Raw genomic sequence first — 14,617 nt, forward strand, 5'->3', positions numbered from 1 at the left:
TGTTCGCCGTCCGGCGCCGTAAATTCCACAAATTCCACGGAGGGACGCGATGCGATGCCGCCGAGGCGAGTGATCACGGGGCGGAGCCAGGAGCCGAGGCAACGGTTCGCGGAGGAGCTGCGGTTACTGCGGCAGGGGAAGGGTGTGAGCCTGCGGGACCTGGCGAAGGTGGTCGGCTGGGATCCGTCGCAGTTCGGCAAGCTGGAGAACGGGCACACGCTGGGCGGACCCGAGGTCGTGGAGGCGCTGGACCAGTACTACGGGACGCCGGGGCTGCTGCTGGCGTTGTGGGAGCTGGCGATGGCGGATCCCTCGCGGTTCAAGGAGCAGTTCCGGCGGTACATGGTGCTGGAGGCCGAGGCCATCAGTTTGTGGCACTACGGCGGCAGTGTGGTGCACGGTCTGCTTCAAACTCCGGAATACGCACGCGAGTTGCTCGCAACAGGTGGCCTCGACGGAGAGGAGCTGGACCAGCAGGTCGATGCGCGCATCGGACGCCGAAAGCTGTTGGAGGGGGACGGCGCACCACCGTTCCGGACTGTCCTTTCTGAGGCAGTGCTGCGTAACTCGCGACGGCAGCAGCTGGAGTATCTGGCGGCCGTGTCGGAACGCTCGAACATCTCCCTCTTTGTGCTGCCGTTCGGTGCCGGGCTGCACGGTCTGATGGACACCCCTGTGACGTACCTGCGGCTTCCGGACGGCCGTACCGTGGCCTACGTCGAGAACATCGTGCGCGGCGAACTCATCGAGGAAACAAGCAAGGTTGAGGACTTGCAGCGCAGATATGATGCGATTCGCGACATGGCTCTCAACCCTGCTGAGTCGCGGTCGTTCATCCTGCGGATGTTGGAGGAAGTGCCGTGCGAGCCGTCGACCTGAGCAACATCACGTGGCGCAAGAGCAGCTACAGCAACTCCGAAGGCGGCGCCTGCCTCGAAGTCGCCGACAACGTCCCCTCCCTCACCCCCGTCCGCGACAGCAAGGCCCCCGCCCGAGGAGTACTCCTCTTCGGGGCGGAGGCCTGGGCCCACTTCATCGGCGTCTACAAGTCCACGTCCGCGTAGAGCGCCGCATGGTCCGACGCCTCGTCGGCCTTGGACGTCACCGTGTCGAAGGACTTGAACGACTTCGGCGCCCACACCCCGCGCCGCTCCACGTCCACGTGCTGCACCTTGCCGAACAGCTCCGGTGAGCACAGCAGGTAGTCGATCTTCTGGTCGAGGGAGTGGCCGGTCCCGAAGGTGCCGAGGTCGCCCGTGTAGGAGGGGTGGCTCATCGCGTCCTGCGCGCCGGTGGCCAGCAGTTTCTTGACGGGCGCGCTCTCGGGGGAGTCGTTGAGGTCGCCGGCGATGAGGACGCGGGGCGAGCGCAGCAGGGCGTCGGCGTAGATCTCGGCGACGCGGGTGCCTTGGGCGAGCCGCAGTCCGCCTCCGCCTCCGCCGCCCCGCTTGCTCTTGAAGTGGTTGCCGAGGATCCACAGCGGCGTCCCGTTGACCGCGATCTCGAATTCCACGCAGTCCCGGCTGAACACCGGCTCGCCGTTGTCGCGCAGGTCGAAGATGTGCGACCGGATCGACGTGATCGGGTGCCGGCTGAGGATGCCCACGTCGATGCCGCGCGGGTCGTTGCCGTCGATCAGCATGCTGTACGGGTACGGCCGCTTCCCGAGCGCCCCGCCCAGCACCTGCTGGTTGAACCGCTCCAGGGTGAGCCGGTCCTCGACCTCGACCGTGAGCAGGATGTCGGCGTTGACCTCGGCGACGACCCGGCCGGTGTTGCGGACCACGTCCCAGTCGAGTTCGGAGCGCACCATCTCGGCCCAACCGGTCCACTTCGCGCGGCCTTTGGCGGTGACGGTGATCTGCGGATCGTCCTCGGGGCCGCTCTGCTTGAAGAGCGAGGCCGTGCCGCCGCGGGTCTGCTGGACCACGAACGGCGGGCGCGGGTGGTCGGGATCGGTGTCGTAGGCCCGGTGCTCCTTGATGATCTGCGCGATGCGGGTCTTGTCCTCGTCGCTGTAGACGGCCTTGTCGAGCAGGCCCACCAGCTCGTTGAAGTCCTCCAGGACCCGCTGGCGCTCGGCGGGGTCCGGTATGTCGAAGACCTTGGGCCGTCGGAACAGGTTCTCCGCGTTGTACGTGCCGATGCGGATCGTCATGGCCCCTCCCTGGGGGTGACTGTTCGCGGACAATCCTCATTTTCCGGGTGTCGGGGAGGGCTGTCGTGTCGACAAGTATGGACTGACAGATATTGAAATCTGTCAGCTGTCGTGCCAGGGTGAAGGGCATGACGATTCCCACGCGCACCCTCGGCAGCACCGGCCCCCAGGTCTCCGCCCTCGGCCTCGGCTGCATGGGCATGTCCTCCGCCGTGTACGGCGACGCCGACCGCACCGAGGCGATCGCCACCATCCACGCCGCCCTGGAGGCGGGCGTGACCCTGCTCGACACCGGCGACTTCTACGCCATGGGGCACAACGAACTGCTGGTCGGCGAAGCCCTGCGCACCGCCCCCGCGGCCCGTCGCGAACAGGCCCTGGTCAGTGTGAAGTTCGGTGCCCTGCGCGACCCGGGCGGCGGCTGGAGCGGCAACGACGGCCGGCCCGCCGCCGTGAAGAACTTCGCCGCCTACTCCCTCCAGCGCCTCGGCGTCGACCACATCGACGTCTACCGCATCGCCCGTGTCGACCCGGACGTGCCGATCGAGGAGACGGTCGGCGCGATCGCGGAACTCGTCGACAAGGGGTACGTCCGGCACATCGGGCTCAGCGAGGCGAGCGCGGCCAACATCCGGCGGGCCGCCGCCACCGCGCCCATCGCCGACGTACAGCTGGAGTACGCGATCATCACCCGTGACATCGAGCGGGAGATCCTGCCGGCCATGCGCGAGCTGGGCATCGCCGTCACGGCGTACGGGGTGCTCTCGCGGGGCCTGATCTCCGGCCATGTGACCCGCGCCAGCCGGTTCGGCGCCGACGACTACCGCTCCGTCTCGCCCCGCTTCCAGGGCGACAACCTCGACCACAACCTCGACCTCGTCGACGCGCTGCGCAAGATCGCCGACGGGAAGGGGGCGACGGTCGCCCAGATCGCGACCGCCTGGGTCCTCTCGCGGGGCGAGGACATCGTGCCGCTGGTCGGCGCCCGCACCCGGGAGCGGCTGACCGAGTCGCTGGGCGCCCTGGACGTCGTACTCGACGCGACGGACCTGGCGGCGATCGAGGAGGCCGTGCCGGCGGACGCGGCGGCCGGCACCCGCTACCCGGCCCAGCAGATGCCGCATCTCGGCACGGAGCAGTGATCGTGGTGCCGGGTACCGTCTAGGGCATGGGAGCGACCACCGAGACGTTGACCGCCGAGCGCATCCTCGCAGCGACCGAGGAGGTGCTGCGCCGCCACGGACCGGCCAAGGCCACCGTGGTGGACGTGGCCCGCGCGCTCGGCGTCAGTCACGGCAGCGTCTACCGCCACTTCCGTACGAAGGCGGCGCTGCGCGCGGCGGTCAGCAAGCGGTGGCTGGACCGGACCTCGGGGGAGCTCGCCGTGATCGCCGCCGACACCGACCGCGACCCCGGGACCCGGCTGTACGACTGGCTCGCCGCCCTCTTCGAGGCCAAGCGGCGCAAGGCGGGCGACGATCCGGAGCTGTTCGCCACGTACATGGCCCTGTCCAAGGAGACCGGCGAGGTGGTCGGCGAGCACATCGACGACCTGACCGGACAGCTCACCGCGATCATCGAGGCGGGGGTCGCCTCCGGTGACTTCGCCGTCCGGGACCCGGCGGCCGAGGCCCGCGCCGTCTTCCACGCCACCGGCCGCTTCCACGACCCCGGCTACGTCGAGGTGTGGCGAGACCCGGAGGCGGACGCGGACTTCGCGGCCTTGGTGGAGCTGCTGCTCAGGGGGCTGAGAGCGGGCCGGAGCGCGGACTGACCCCGCTGAGCAGGGACGTTTCCCGGCGGGCTAGAGTGTTCGGCGCCCCAGGGCGAGACAAACGAGACAGAACCGAGCACCGACACACAACCGGGAGAGACCCCCATGCCCCCGACGATCCGCAGGGCCGTGATTCCTGCCGCCGGACTCGGCTCCCGTCTGCTGCCGCTCACCAAGGCGACCCCGAAGGAGATGCTCCCGGTCGGCGACAAGCCGGTGATCGAGCACACCGTGCGCGAGCTGGTGGACTCCGGCATCACCGACATCACCATCGTCGTCTCCGGCGGCAAGTCCCTCATCCAGGACCACTTCCGCCCCAACCCCGCCCTCGTCGACCAGCTGCGCGCCGACGGCAAGCCGGCCTACGCGGACGCGGTCGAGGAGATCGCCGAGCTGGCCCGCAAGGGGCACATCACCTACCTCGACCAGCGCGGCCCGTACGGCAACGGCACCCCCGTCCTCAACGCGGCCCGCTCCTTCGGCGACGAGCCCGTGCTGGTGCTCTGGCCCGACGACGTGTTCGTGGCGGAGGTCCCCCGCGCCCAGCAGCTGATCCGCGCCTACGAGCAGACCGGCTGCCCCGTCCTCGCCCTCATGCCGATGGACCCGGCCGACTCCCAGCGCTACGGCGTCCCCATCGTCAAGGAGGACCTCGGCGGCGGCACCCTCCGCATCACGGGCCTGGTCGAGAAGCCCGACCCCGCCACCGCGCCCTCCTCCTACGCCGCCATCGGCGGCTATGTCATCACCCCCGGCATCGTCGACGAACTGCGCGAGCAGACCCGCCGCTGGTACGAGCACCGCACCGGCGAGATCTACCTGACCGACGCCATCAACGCCTACGCCGCCACCCGCGCCGTCTACGGCCAGGTCATCCAGGGCCGCTGGTACGACACCGGCAACCCCGCCGACTACCTCGTCGCCCAGATGGCCCACGCCCTGGCCCACCCCGAGTACGGGCCGGTGCTGCGGGGGCTGGTCAGCGACCTCGACGACTCCGCCTCCTAGAGAGCAGTCGCCGTACACCGCCAGAACTCCCGCATCAGCGGGGTCGGCGTCGGGTTCTCCATCGCCACCTGCGTCAGCAGGATCGTGACCGTCCCCGTGGCCGGGACGATGTGGGCCGTGGTGCCCGTGCCGCCGACCCAGCCGTAGCGGCCGGGCACGTTCCACGGGTCCACGGGAGTGACGTCGACCTGGCCGCCGTAGCCCCAGCCCTGGCCCTCCAGGAACAGCGCTCCCAGTTCCCGTTGTGCCGCGCTCAGGTGATTGCTCGTCATGCGGCTCACCGAGGTGGGGGAGAGGAGGCCGCCGCCTCCGCCGAGGAGCAGGCGGGCGAAGGCCAGCCAGTCGCGGCCGTCGAGACCAGGCCTCCGCCGCCCGAGGGGAACGCCGGGAGACGGCTCCACTGGCCGTCCGGGGAGTCCGCCGGCTCCAGTGCTCCCGCGTCGGAGGGACGGTAGGCGGTCGTGAAGCGGTCCCGTTTCTCCTCCGGAACCTCGAAGGCCGTGTCCTTCATGCCGAGTGGTTCGAACAGGCGCTCCGACAGGAAGTCGGGGAGGGAGCGGCCCGACGCCCGTGCGATCAGGATGCCCTGGAGGTCGGACGCCGTGCCGTACAGCCATGCCTCGCCCGGCTGGTACAGGAGCGGTACGCGGGCGAGGTCCGCCAGCCAGGTGTCGGGGTCGGGATACGCCTGCGGGGCACGGCCGTCCTTCTGCACGGTGAACAGGGACCGGACCGCCGGAAGGGCGAAGTCCGAGGGGAAGCCCCAGCCGGGGCGGGAGGTCAGCAGGTCCTCGACCGTGATCGGGCGGGACGCGGGGACCACGTCCGACACGGGACTGGACGGCGTACGGACCACGACCGGATCCGAGAGTTCCGGCAGCCATGCGGACACCGGGGAGTCCAGGCCCACCACGCCCTCCTCCACCAGCATCAGCAGCGCCGCGGCGGTCAGCGGCTTGGTGATGGAGGCGATCCGGAACAGGGAGTCCCGGGCCATCGGGGCGGAGCGGTCGGCGTCGAGCGAGCCGACGGTCACCACCTCCACCTCGTCCCCGCGGGCCACCAGGCCCAGCGCTCCCGGAACCGTCCCGTCGTCGACGTACCGTCGCAGGGTGGAGTGCAGCGTGCTCATGGCGTGGGCCTTCCGGTGCGTACCAGTCGTCACTCTCGACTGCTACGACTCCCCGCGCGCCCGGAACTCATCGCTCCCGCACCCCCTCCGACGGATCCACCGTCGCCTGATGGGCCTCGGCCAGATGCTCGGCCGCCTTCAGCCAGGGCAGGAACTGGGCGCCCTGACGCCAGCCGCAGGTGTCGCAGCTGATCGTGCGCTGCACTCCCGTCCGCCGCACCCGCACGACGTGCTCGCGTCCGTGCTGGTCCCAGCGGCTCACCTTGCTCTGATCGATCTGCGGCATGACGTCTCCAGCGTCGCTGTCCGGGCAAACCTCGGCCAGGAAGGAGTGTGCAGCACGAGCAACATCAACAGGGGGTGTCCGCGCGTACGTTGACCAAGCCGTTCCCTGCCGTCCCCGCCGTCACCCGATCCTGCGGGGCAGCCGCAGGCTCAGCAGGCCCGTCGCCACCACGCCCGCCACCTGCACGGCCAGCGTCGTCACCAGGGCGTCCCGCATGCCCATCCCCGGGACCAGGGAGAGGAAGAGGGTGCCGAGGGTGGCGACTCCCAGGGCCAGGGAGGCCTGTTGGGTGGTCACCATCACCCCACCGCCGACACCCGCCCGGGCCGGCGGCACCTCGGACATCACCAGCCGCATGACGACCGGCAGTTGGAACGCCTGCCCGGCGCCCGCGACCGCCGTGCCCGGCAGCAGTTCCAGGAAGCCGACGTGCGGCCAGCCCGCGTGCACCGTCAGCAGGATCAGCAGCACGCCGATGCCCTGCAGCACCGCCCCCGCCGTCACCACCCGCGAGCCGTAGCGGGCCACCAGCCGGGGACCGGCGAGCGAGGCGAGGAAGAACGCCAGGGCCATGGGGGCGAGGGTCAGTCCGGCCCGGACCGGACCCAGGCCCGCCCCGCCCTGCAGCGCCACCGCCACCACGAACATGAAGCCGCTGAAGCCGATCGCGAGGGGCGCCATGATCGTCAGACCGCGCCGCAGCGTCGTGAGCGCGAACAGGCTCGGCGGTACGAGCGGCGTACGGCCGCGTCGGTCGGCCCGGCGTTCGACGACGTAGAACGCCGCCGCCACCAGCGGGAACGCGGCGAGGGACAGCCACGTCCAGAGCGGCCAGCCCGCCGCCCTGCCCTCCGTGAGCGGGGCCAGCAGCGTCAGCAGGGCGGTCGCCAGCAGGAGGGTGCCGGGGACGTCCACCGGCTCGGGGTGCTGGGAGCGGGTCTCGGGGACCGTACGGACGGCCAGCACCAGACCCAGGACGACGACCGGGACGTTCACCAGGAACACCGACCGCCAGCCGGTGCCCGCGATGTCCGCCGCGACGAGGACGCCTCCCAGGATCTGGCCCGCCACCATGGACAGTCCGGCCGTGGCGCCGTAGAGGCTCATCGCCCGGGCGCGGCGCGGCCCCTGCGTGGACGACTGGATGGTGGCGAGCACCTGCGGGACCATGGCGGCCGCCGAGGCGCCCTGCGCGACCCGCGCCGCGACCAGCGACCACGCCTCGGGCGCGAGCCCGCAGGCCAGTGAGGTCAGGCCGAAGGCGGCCATGCCGCCGAGGAACAGCCGGCGCCGGCCGAAGAGGTCGCCGAGCCGGCCGCCGAGGACGAGGAGAACGGCGTACGCGACCCCGTAGCCGGCGACGACGAGTTCGAGGACGGACTCGCTCGCCGCGAGGTCCCGGCCGATGGTGGGCAGGGCGACGTTGACGATGAAGAAGTCGATGAGGGGCAGTGCCGCGCCGAGCAGGACGGTGAACAGTCCGAGGGAGCCTAGGGCACGGACGGCCGCCGGGCCGTGGGCGCCCGGTGGGGCGGCGGTGGCGGTGTTCTGGGTTGTCTCGGTTGTCTGGGTCACGCAACCGAGCCTGCGCCGCCTCCCAGACGGGTACCAGAGTCTTCTTATCCTGGTAGAAGGAGTACCTGGCAACAGGGTCCGGGCGGTTGCACCCTTGAGGAATGACGACGATGGCACAGGAGCCGGCGGTGGCCACTTCCGAGATCCGCCGCCATGAACTCGCCGCCTTCCTGCGCAGCCGCCGCGAGCGGATCACCCCGGAGCAGGTGGGCCTGCCGCGCGGGGCCCGCCGCCGTACGCCCGGGCTGCGCCGCGAGGAGGTCGCCCATCTCTCGGCCGTCGGGGTCACCTGGTACACCTGGTTGGAACAGGCCCGGGACATCCATGTCTCCGTCCAGGTCCTCGACGCCCTCGCCCGCACGCTGATGCTCGACAAGAGCGAACGCGCCCATCTCTTCCAGTTGGGCGGCGCCGTCGATCCGACGCCCGCCGCGCACTGCGAGGGCGTCAGCGACTCCGTGCGGATGACTCTGGACCAGCTCGATCCGCTGCCCGCCTGCGTCCAGAACAGCCGCTACGACATCCTGGCCTACAACCGCACCTACGCCCGCCTGTTCTGCGACCTCGACGCCATCCCGCCCGAGGACCGCAACTCCATACTCCTCGCCCACACGAACCCCGACTGGCGGTCCGCGATCGTCCACCTCGACGAGACCATGCGCCTCATGGCGGCCAAGCTCCGCGCCTCCATGGCCGGCCATCTCTCCGAGCCGGCCTGGAAGATGCTGGTCAAACGGCTCCAGACGGAGTCCCCGGAGTTCCGCGAGAACTGGGAGCGCTACGAGGTCGTCGCCAACCGCACCAAGACCAAGGAGTTCCGCAACCCCTACGTCGGCCGCCTCACCGTCTGCCACACCGACCTGTGGCTGGGCCCGGAGCACGGGGCCCGCCTGGTGACGTACACCCCTGAGGACGAGGAGACCCGGGAGCGGCTGGAGAAGCTGCACATGATGTTCAGCGGGGCAGGCACAGGGTGACCTTGTCGCCGGGGTGCAGGACGACCGGCACCTTCCAGCTGGTGACGGTGGTGGAACGGCCCTCCTTGTCCACGGCGACGAGTGAGACCCGCCCGGGCTTGTCCGTGCAGGAGCGGAAGGCGACCTTCGAACCCCACTCCACCACCTCGATGTCGTCCTTGCTCAGTGCTTTCGCCAGCTCGTACCGGTCCACGACGCGCTGCTTGAGCGTGAGCGTGACACTGCCGTCTCCGTGCCGCTCCACCGCGTACGCCGCGGGCGCACCCGTTGACCCGGGCATCAGCACGGGGGCGAGCGCCACCACGGCGCAGGCGGTGAGGGCGACGACCACCCGGCGCGGGGTGAGCAGCCGCCGCCGTACGGGAACGGTGGACGTCTCCCCTCGCGCCTCGATCTCCCGCTTCAGCTCCGTCAACAGCCGGTCCTCGAACGTCTCCCGCGCGCTCATGCCTCTCCCCTGACGACGTACAGCACCGACGTCTCCGGTGCCACCGGTTCCTCCGCCTCCGCCCGCAGGGCCTTGCGGGCCCGGTGCAGCCTGACCCGGGCCGTGACCTGGCGGATGCCGAGCGCGGCCGCCGCCTCGGTGACCGTGAGCTGGTCCACCGCGACCAGCTCGATCACCGCCCGTTCCCCCTCGGGCAGCCGCGCGAGCGCGGCCAGCAGGCGCCGGCCCGGGCTCTCCGCGTCGAGCTTGTCCTCCAGCCGGACGATGTCGTCGGGCTCCAGCAGCCGCCGCCCGGAGAACCGCCGGTCCCGCTCCGCCTCCCGCGCGGCCCGCCGCCGCTCCGAGGACACGACGTTGCGCGCGATGCCGTACAGCCAGGCCGTCTCACTCCCGAGGCCCGGACGGTAGGTGTGGGCCGAGTCCAGCACTGCCAGAAAGATCTCGGCGGTCAGATCGGCCGCGGTGTGCGGATCGTCCACCCGCCGCGCCACGAACCGTGTCACCGCGTCCACATGGCGCCGGTAGAACTCCTCGAACTCCGCTAACAGGGGTATCCGCTCCCCGCCGTCCACAGGCGCCTCCTTCTCCTCGGCTGCACCTGTTCTTGGAACGGCGCCCGCAAAGCGTTACGGAGGCACCGCGAGCACCGCTCAGGCGCTGACGCCCGCCGCCTCGCGGATCTCCTTCGCCTCCAGGCGCTGTGCCGTGCGCTCCGCCGTGCGGCGGGCCCAGGGGCCGGTCGTCAGGGTGCCGAGGGCGAGGACCAGCAGGCCGCAGGCGGTGAGGATCCACCAGCCGGGGACGGCGGCGGAGACGAACGTCTCGCGGTACGACGTCGTGCTCACGCCCGCCGCCAGCACCGCGCCGACCACCGCGACACCGAGGGTCTGGCCCAGCTGGCGGCTGGTGGAGGCGACCGCGGCGGCCACTCCGGCCTGGCTGCGGGGCATCCCGGACACCGCCGTGTTGGTGATCGGCGCGTTCACGAAGCCGAAGCCGACGCCGAACAGCGCGTACCCGAGGAGCAGCGTCGCGTCGGAGGTCTCCGCGTCGAAGGCCGCGAACAGCAGCGCGCTCGTCGTCATCGCCAGGCCCGCGATCACCAGCGGCAGGCGTGGGCCGCGCGTGCCGACCAGGCGGCCGGACAGCGGCGCGCACAGGAACGTCGGCAGCGCCATCGGCAGCATCCACAGGCCCGCGTGCAGCGCGTCCAGACCCCGTACGTTCTGAAGGTAGAGGGTGGACAGGAACAGGAAGCCGCCCAGCGCGGCGAACGCGCTCACCGCCACCACCGTCGCCCCGCTGAACGGCGCCGAGCGGAAGAACCGCAGGTCGATGAGAGGTTCGGTGCGGCGCGGCTCGTAGATCAGAAGCCCGGTCAGTGCGGCGAGGGCCAGTGCCGCGAAGGGGCCGCTGGTCGCGAGGCCCGCGCCGGGCGCCTCGATGATCGCGTACGTCAGGGAGCCGAAGAGCGCGATGACCAGCAACTGGCCGACCGGGTCGGGACGGCGGGCCTTCGGGGCGCGGGACTCGGGGACGTAACGGAGGGTGAGGAGGAGGGCGGCGAGGCCCACCGGCAGGTTCACCCAGAAGATCGCGCGCCAGCCCACCGACTCCACCAGCAGACCGCCCAGCAGCGGGCCGGCCGCCATGGAGATGCCCACGACCGCTCCCCACACGCCGATCGCCCGGGCGCGCTCCCGCGGGTCGGTGAAGGTGTTGGTGATGATCGACATGGCGACCGGGTTCAGCATCGAACCGCCGACCGCCTGCACCATCCGGGCCGCGATCAGCAGTTCCAGGCTGGGGGCGAGGGAGCAGAGCAGCGAGCCCAGGGAGAACACCACCAGGCCCGCCAGGAAGACCTTCTTGCGGCCGATCCGGTCGGCCGTGGAGCCCGCCAGCATCAGCAGCGTGGCCAGCACCAGTGTGTAGGCGTCGATCGTCCACTGCAGGCCGGCGGTGGAGGCGCCCAGGTCGCGCTCCATCGAGGGCAGTGCGACATTGAGGACGGTGTTGTCGAGGCTCACGATCAGCAGGCTCATGCAGCAGATCGCGAGGACCAGCAGGCGTCGGCGGGGGCTGAGCTCGGGCATGCGTTAATAGTACGCCTAACTAATGAATATGGCTCGCACGCCACGCCGTACGTGAGAATGGGTGGATGCCCACGACCGCGCCCCCGAACGACACGACCCTGAAGATCGGCCCGCACGCCGTCCAGCCGCCCGTCGTGCTGGCCCCCATGGCCGGCATCACCAACGCGCCCTTCCGCACCCTGTGTCGGGAGTTCAGTGGCGGCAAGGGCCTGTTCGTGAGCGAGATGATCACCACCCGGGCGCTGGTCGAGCGCAACGAGAAGACCATGCAGCTGATCCACTTCGACGAGAGTGAGAAGCCCCGGTCCATTCAGCTGTACGGCGTCGACCCGGCGACCGTCGGCAAGGCCGTCCGCATGATCGCGGAGGAGGACCTCGCCGACCACATCGACCTGAACTTCGGCTGCCCGGTCCCGAAGGTGACGAGGAAGGGCGGCGGGTCGGCGCTGCCGTACAAGCGCAACCTGCTCCGCGCCATCCTGCGCGAGGCCGTCAGCGGCGCCGGCGACCTCCCGGTGACGATGAAGATGCGCAAGGGCATCGACGACGACCACATCACCTACCTCGACGCCGGCCGGATCGCCGTCGAGGAGGGCGTCACCGCCATCGCGCTGCACGGCCGTACCGCCGCCCAGCACTACGGCGGCACCGCCGACTGGGACGCCATCGCCCGCCTCAAGGAGCACGTCCCGGAGATCCCCGTGCTCGGCAACGGCGACATCTGGTCGGCCGAGGACGCGCTGCGGATGGTGCGGGAGACCGGCTGCGACGGAGTGGTCGTGGGGCGCGGGTGCCTCGGGCGGCCCTGGCTGTTCGCGGACCTGGTGGCCGCCTTCGAAGGGCGTACGGCGGCCCGCGCCGGAGGCGCTGATGGACACGGCGCGCGGCCGTCCCTGCGCGAGGTCGCCGACGTCATGGTCCGCCACGCCACGCTCCTCGGCGAGTGGATCGGCGACGAGTCGCGCGGTGTCATCGACTTCCGCAAGCACGTCGCCTGGTACCTCAAGGGCTTCGCGGTCGGCTCCGAGATGCGCAAGCGGCTCGCCATCACCTCTTCGCTGGAGGAACTCCGGTCCGGGCTGGACGAGTTGGACCTCGACCAGGCCTGGCCCTCCGGTGCCGACGGGCCCCGCGGCCGTACGTCCGGCAACAACCGGGTGGTGCTGCCGGACGGCTGGCTGAAGGACCCGTACGACTGCGCGGGCGTGGGCGAGGACGCGGAGCTGGACACCTCCGGCGGCTGAACCGCCGTACGACGGTCAGCCGTTCTTCGGGTGCGGGGTGGACCCGTACGCCGTCAGGAAGCGGTCGCGGAACGAACTCATCTTCCACACCGGGGCGTTGTGGGCGGGCTGGAGCCCGTCGGTCCAGTTCCAGCTCGCGATCTTGTCGAGGACCTTCGGGTCCTTGGCGACGATCGAGATCGGCACGTCCCGGCTGGCGTTCTGGCCGCTGACCCGTGAGATGGGCTGGTGGTCGCCGAGGAAGACCAGGACGGTGTCGTCGGTGCCGTAGCGCTCCAGCCACTCGGTGAGCGCGGTCACCGAGTACTGGATCGACTTGCCGTACTCCTCCTTGGACTTGGTGGAGTCGGCGATGATGTCGGACGCCTTCTTGCCGGCCTCCTCGATGCCCTTGAAGACCGAGCCGTCGCCGAGCTCGTCCCAGCCGACCATCTCCGGGATCGGTGCCCAGGGCTGGTGGCTGGAGGTCAGGATGATCTCCGACATCAGCGGCTTGTCGCGCTTCTTGCTGTGCTCCAGCTTCTGGAACGCCTCCAGCGCGTACTGGTCGGGCATGGTCGACCAGCTGAACTTCGGTCCCTGGTACCCCATCTGGAAGGCGTTGTAGACCTTGTCGAGGCCGTAGAACTTCGCCTCCGGCCAGCCCTTCTGCACACCCGGCATGACACCGACGGTGTCCCAGGCGCCCGTCTTCTGGAACGCCTTGGTGAGGGAGAGGTGGTCGCTGGCCATCACCGTGCGGTAGCGCTGCTGGTTGTCGACCCACAGGCCGGACAGGGTGGTGGAGTGGCCGAGCCAGCTGCTGCCGCCGTACGTCGCCGAGGTCAGCCAGCCGCTCTTGGCGTGGAAGCCGGCCTTCGCGAGGGCCTCGGTGCGGGCCTCGAGGGTCGCGTCGACGCCGGGCGCCATGACCGGGTCCTCGATGGCGCTGCGGCCGTAGCTCTCGATGAAGGTGAAGATCATGTCCTTGCCGCGCAGATCGGGCACGAGCTGGTCGGCCGGGGTGTTGCCGAAGGTGTCGCTGCGGGCCTCCTTGCCGAACGCGGCCTCGTCCCGGATCGTCGCCCGCACCTGCCGGGCCTCGGACTCCAGCCGGTTCGTCACCCGCTCGGAGGCCACCGGGATCCCGGCGTACTGCAGACCGAGCACCGAGCAGGTGATCCAGGCGGTGCCCGCGATCAGGGTGCCCCGGGTGGCCCGCCGGGTGTCGCGCACCAGCAGGTTGCTCAGCCGGACCGTCGCCAGCGCCATCACGGTCAGCACGAGGACGACGAGCAGGACGACGCCGATCGCGGCGGCGAGGGCGGCGGTCCTCCCCATGGTGTCGGCGAGGTACGACTGCGCGTCGTCGAGCAGGCCCCAGTCCAGGACCAGGTTGAAGTCCCGGCCCAGGTACTCCAGGAAGCCCATGTCGAGCAGGTTCAGCACGGTCAGCGCGCCGAGGACCGCCCCGCCGAGCGCCGCCAGCGCGGTGCGCGGACGGCGCGGCAGCGCCAGCAGCACCGCCGCCCCGATGATCGCCTCACCCGGCAGCCGGACGAACCGGTTCATCTGCAGCGCGGCCAGCCGGTTCGGCAGCAGCAGCGCGCCGAGCACGAGCACGAGGGAGAGGACGGTCGCCGTCCACCACACCACCCGGGCGGCCCCGGGGTGCCGGGTGCGCCAGTTCCGTATATAGGCGATACGGGCCTTGAGGGAGGGGTGTCCGGTGGAGTCGGCGTCGGTGGAGTCGGGGTCGGTGTCGGCGGAGCCGGGGTCGGGGGAATCGGGGTCGGGGGAATCGGCGGCGGGCCGCTCTGAGGGGGCTTCGTCGTCGGGGGCCGACGCGGCCGAGGACGCGGAGCCCTCAGCGGGCTCGGCCGCGGCATCCTCGGCGGTCGCCGGTTCGTTCGCGTCCACGGGTTCCTCGGCGGTCGCCG

14 protein-coding genes and 1 pseudogene are annotated in these 14,617 nt (G+C 70.9%); 7 read left to right on the plus strand and 8 right to left on the minus strand.

Annotation, left to right across the window (positions count from 1 at the left end; translation table 11 throughout):
- Positions 1–54 precede the first annotated feature (54 nt).
- Together ACIRF9_RS03025 and ACIRF9_RS03030 are read left to right on the plus strand one after the other, a co-directional pair.
- Positions 55–879 carry a helix-turn-helix domain-containing protein gene (locus tag ACIRF9_RS03025; protein ID WP_403816096.1) on the plus strand — a complete coding sequence of 275 codons (825 nt, stop codon included), beginning with the start codon at positions 55–57 and terminating at the stop codon, positions 877–879.
- On the plus strand, positions 861–1,064 hold the full coding sequence (locus tag ACIRF9_RS03030) for a DUF397 domain-containing protein (protein WP_403815346.1): 204 nt from the start codon (positions 861–863) through the stop codon (positions 1,062–1,064). Before ACIRF9_RS03025 ends, ACIRF9_RS03030 begins: the two co-directional genes overlap by 19 nt.
- Here the strand turns inward: ACIRF9_RS03030 and ACIRF9_RS03035 are convergent.
- Positions 1,043–2,158: an endonuclease/exonuclease/phosphatase family protein gene (locus ACIRF9_RS03035; RefSeq protein WP_403815349.1), complete on the minus strand. Its 1,116-nt coding sequence runs from the start codon at positions 2,156–2,158 to the stop codon at positions 1,043–1,045. The genes ACIRF9_RS03030 and ACIRF9_RS03035 overlap by 22 nt on opposite strands.
- Positions 2,159–2,286: 128 nt before the next feature.
- On the opposite strand from ACIRF9_RS03035, the gene ACIRF9_RS03040 reads away from it, so the two are divergent.
- The 3 genes from ACIRF9_RS03040 (at position 2,287) to ACIRF9_RS03050 (ending at position 4,940) form a co-directional block, all read left to right on the plus strand.
- Positions 2,287–3,300, plus strand: a complete 1,014-nt coding sequence (locus tag ACIRF9_RS03040) for an aldo/keto reductase (protein ID WP_403815352.1) — start codon at positions 2,287–2,289, stop codon at positions 3,298–3,300.
- 26 nt (positions 3,301–3,326) lie between these two features.
- The gene (locus ACIRF9_RS03045) at positions 3,327–3,932 is read left to right on the plus strand and encodes a TetR family transcriptional regulator (RefSeq protein WP_403815355.1); all 606 of its coding nucleotides are present in this window, start codon (positions 3,327–3,329) and stop codon (positions 3,930–3,932) included.
- A gap of 105 nt (positions 3,933–4,037) precedes the next feature.
- On the plus strand, positions 4,038–4,940 hold the full coding sequence (locus tag ACIRF9_RS03050) for a UTP--glucose-1-phosphate uridylyltransferase (protein WP_403815358.1): 903 nt from the start codon (positions 4,038–4,040) through the stop codon (positions 4,938–4,940).
- On the opposite strand, the pseudogene ACIRF9_RS03055 reads toward ACIRF9_RS03050, so the two are convergent.
- The 3 genes and pseudogenes from ACIRF9_RS03055 to ACIRF9_RS03065 all read right to left on the minus strand — a co-directional run bounded on the left by ACIRF9_RS03055 (position 4,937) and on the right by ACIRF9_RS03065 (position 7,933).
- Positions 4,937–6,072, minus strand: a pseudogene (locus tag ACIRF9_RS03055) (serine hydrolase domain-containing protein). The gene ACIRF9_RS03050 and the pseudogene ACIRF9_RS03055 overlap by 4 nt on opposite strands.
- A gap of 67 nt (positions 6,073–6,139) precedes the next feature.
- Positions 6,140–6,358, minus strand: coding sequence for a hypothetical protein (locus ACIRF9_RS03060; protein WP_403815361.1), 219 nt, complete (start codon positions 6,356–6,358; stop codon positions 6,140–6,142).
- A gap of 120 nt (positions 6,359–6,478) precedes the next feature.
- Positions 6,479–7,933, minus strand: a complete 1,455-nt coding sequence (locus ACIRF9_RS03065; RefSeq protein ID WP_403815364.1) for an MFS transporter — start codon at positions 7,931–7,933, stop codon at positions 6,479–6,481.
- A 101-nt stretch (positions 7,934–8,034) separates the two neighbouring features.
- On the opposite strand from ACIRF9_RS03065, the gene ACIRF9_RS03070 reads away from it, so the two are divergent.
- The gene (locus ACIRF9_RS03070; RefSeq protein ID WP_403815367.1) at positions 8,035–8,910 is read left to right on the plus strand and encodes a helix-turn-helix transcriptional regulator; all 876 of its coding nucleotides are present in this window, start codon (positions 8,035–8,037) and stop codon (positions 8,908–8,910) included.
- Here the strand turns inward: ACIRF9_RS03070 and ACIRF9_RS03075 are convergent.
- The 3 genes from ACIRF9_RS03075 to ACIRF9_RS03085 all read right to left on the minus strand — a co-directional run bounded on the left by ACIRF9_RS03075 (position 8,888) and on the right by ACIRF9_RS03085 (position 11,454).
- Positions 8,888–9,358, minus strand: coding sequence for a hypothetical protein (locus tag ACIRF9_RS03075; protein WP_403815369.1), 471 nt, complete (start codon positions 9,356–9,358; stop codon positions 8,888–8,890). The two genes, ACIRF9_RS03070 and ACIRF9_RS03075, sit on opposite strands and share 23 nt — an antisense overlap.
- Entirely contained in the window at positions 9,355–9,930 is a 576-nt protein-coding gene (locus tag ACIRF9_RS03080) for an RNA polymerase sigma factor (protein WP_403815372.1), read from the minus strand. Before ACIRF9_RS03080 ends, ACIRF9_RS03075 begins: the two co-directional genes overlap by 4 nt.
- A gap of 78 nt (positions 9,931–10,008) precedes the next feature.
- Positions 10,009–11,454 carry an MFS transporter gene (locus tag ACIRF9_RS03085; RefSeq protein WP_403815375.1) on the minus strand — a complete coding sequence of 482 codons (1,446 nt, stop codon included), beginning with the start codon at positions 11,452–11,454 and terminating at the stop codon, positions 10,009–10,011.
- A 65-nt stretch (positions 11,455–11,519) separates the two neighbouring features.
- Between ACIRF9_RS03085 and dusB the strand changes: the two genes are divergently transcribed.
- Entirely contained in the window at positions 11,520–12,698 is a 1,179-nt protein-coding gene (gene dusB, locus ACIRF9_RS03090) for a tRNA dihydrouridine synthase DusB (RefSeq protein WP_403815378.1), read from the plus strand.
- Positions 12,699–12,713: 15 nt separating this feature from the next.
- Here dusB and ACIRF9_RS03095 read toward each other — a convergent pair whose 3' ends face one another.
- Positions 12,714–14,333 carry a CDP-alcohol phosphatidyltransferase gene (locus ACIRF9_RS03095; protein WP_403815381.1) on the minus strand — a complete coding sequence of 540 codons (1,620 nt, stop codon included), beginning with the start codon at positions 14,331–14,333 and terminating at the stop codon, positions 12,714–12,716.
- Positions 14,334–14,617 lie beyond the last annotated feature (284 nt).

Origin of the sequence: Streptomyces sp. NPDC096132, assembly GCF_044763345.1 — a bacterium.
In the GTDB taxonomy this organism is placed as follows: domain Bacteria; phylum Actinomycetota; class Actinomycetes; order Streptomycetales; family Streptomycetaceae; genus Streptomyces.

Coding starts and splice junctions, on each gene's coding strand:
- ACIRF9_RS03075 (WP_403815369.1), bottom strand. CDS start 9,358: ATGAGCGCGCGGGAGACGTTCGAGGACCGGCTGTTGACGGAGCTGAAG.
- ACIRF9_RS03045 (WP_403815355.1), top strand. CDS start 3,327: ATGGGAGCGACCACCGAGACGTTGACCGCCGAGCGCATCCTCGCAGCG.
- dusB (WP_403815378.1), top strand. CDS start 11,520: ATGCCCACGACCGCGCCCCCGAACGACACGACCCTGAAGATCGGCCCG.
- ACIRF9_RS03070 (WP_403815367.1), top strand. CDS start 8,035: ATGACGACGATGGCACAGGAGCCGGCGGTGGCCACTTCCGAGATCCGC.
- ACIRF9_RS03050 (WP_403815358.1), top strand. CDS start 4,038: ATGCCCCCGACGATCCGCAGGGCCGTGATTCCTGCCGCCGGACTCGGC.
- ACIRF9_RS03085 (WP_403815375.1), bottom strand. CDS start 11,454: ATGCCCGAGCTCAGCCCCCGCCGACGCCTGCTGGTCCTCGCGATCTGC.
- ACIRF9_RS03040 (WP_403815352.1), top strand. CDS start 2,287: ATGACGATTCCCACGCGCACCCTCGGCAGCACCGGCCCCCAGGTCTCC.
- ACIRF9_RS03025 (WP_403816096.1), top strand. CDS start 55: ATGCCGCCGAGGCGAGTGATCACGGGGCGGAGCCAGGAGCCGAGGCAA.
- ACIRF9_RS03060 (WP_403815361.1), bottom strand. CDS start 6,358: ATGCCGCAGATCGATCAGAGCAAGGTGAGCCGCTGGGACCAGCACGGA.
- ACIRF9_RS03035 (WP_403815349.1), bottom strand. CDS start 2,158: ATGACGATCCGCATCGGCACGTACAACGCGGAGAACCTGTTCCGACGG.